The organism is Citrobacter sp. VF227 (genome assembly GCF_052950715.1).
The window spans coordinates 1-1,389 of record NZ_JBRFVF010000046.1 but is presented as its reverse complement, the minus strand read 5'-3'; the positions used below and the strand labels follow the sequence as shown (position 1 = coordinate 1,389).

Sequence of the window (1,389 nt, the reverse complement as noted above, 5' to 3'; positions counted from 1 at the left end):
TCCCGCAGTCGCTCCTCCGTCCAGCTCGGGTCGGCCGGGCAGGCCCCCTTGATCATCTGCCCGAGCACGGTCAGGCGCATGGTGACATGGAACCAGTCCAGCACATGCTCGCTCTCGGAGCTGATGCAGGAGACGAGACGGCGGACGCTGTCGCCGCCGTCCGACATGAGGACGAGCTTCTGGTTCGCCGCATAGCCCTGCGCGGTGAGAACGTCGAGCAAGCGACGTCGCGGTCGATCGTCATGGGTCTGGACGAAGGCGAAGCACTTGGCCGGAGGCGACGGCGTCGCTTCGGGAGCGTGCCGATCGAAGCCGGAGATCGACTTGCCCGCGATCACCTCGAACCACGATCCCGCCCTGTCGCGCACGAAGCCGCCGTCCACACCGACATAGGCCGGGCCGTTCGGAAGCGGCATCTCGTTCAGGTCTCGTTGGCAGCCCGACCAGGCCCAACCGTGCGGCTCCTCCCCCATCGCGGCCTCCTCGCGTGCCATGACGGCGTGCAGGTGCCGGCGGACGCGCTCAGGCGCGACGGGACGATCCAGCGGCAGCACATCGCTCAGCATGCGGGCTGCTAAACCGAACGACACCAGCGATCCCCACCGGGTCTCGAGATAAAGCATCTCCGGCGTGGTCCGCTCGGGCAGAAGATCGGCGACGGGGCTGAAGGAGGCCCGCTCGCCAGCCGCAGCATCGCTCCCGCATGCGCAACGGCGTAACCGCCTGACCGTGAGGGGAAGGGTGCCGAAGGCGCTGCGGCAGGTCAGTGGATGATGGCCCTTGACGCTTCGGAGGATTCCGCAGGCCGGACACGGCCTGGCTGCCCGTTCGTGAGCCGCGACCTGCTCGGCCACGATGGCGGCCTGCAATTCGGCCAGGATGGTCTTGCCCTCCGACAGGGTCAGTCCGAGCGTCTCGGGGCTCAACGCGGCCCGATCGAGCGACACCGTCACTGGGTGGGCTGCTGCGCCATGCGCACCACCCTCGGTCGTCAGGGTCAGGGTGAACCGGATCGTCATGCCGTCGCCTCCGCGGTTGAGGAACCAAGCTCGGCCAGAAGCGTGTTGGTGCGATGGCGATCGAATTCCGCCAGAAGCGCATCGCGGCGATCCTGCCGGTCGATCGCCCTGCGCAGCTTGTCCTCGCCGACCGTGTCGAGCAGGTCGCCGACCGTGCCCTCGGACATTTCGACGACGGCGGAGCCGAACGCGGCCATAAACTCCAGGTCTTCCACGAGACCCAAGCCCAGCAGGTCGCTTCTGATCTCGTCCAGCGCCTCCGGGCCGGAGCACCATTCCGGCGGGCAGACATGCCGGCCGGCAAGGCAATGCGGATAGTAGCGGCGGGGCCGACGGGACACGACCGCTTCGACACGCACGTCGTGAACCC

The 1,389-nt window shown here is 68.1% G+C and carries 2 protein-coding genes; both read right to left on the bottom strand.

Features of this window, described 5'->3' with window-relative positions; all coding sequences use genetic code 11:
• Positions 1 to 1,019: ISKra4 family transposase (locus ACU8YC_RS24875; protein ID WP_446895940.1), on the bottom strand; the 1,019-nt coding region annotated here is incomplete at its 3' end.
• A partial coding sequence (locus ACU8YC_RS24870; protein WP_446895939.1) for a hypothetical protein occupies positions 1,016 to 1,389 on the bottom strand: 374 nt, incomplete at its 5' end. The genes ACU8YC_RS24870 and ACU8YC_RS24875, both read right to left, overlap by 4 nt.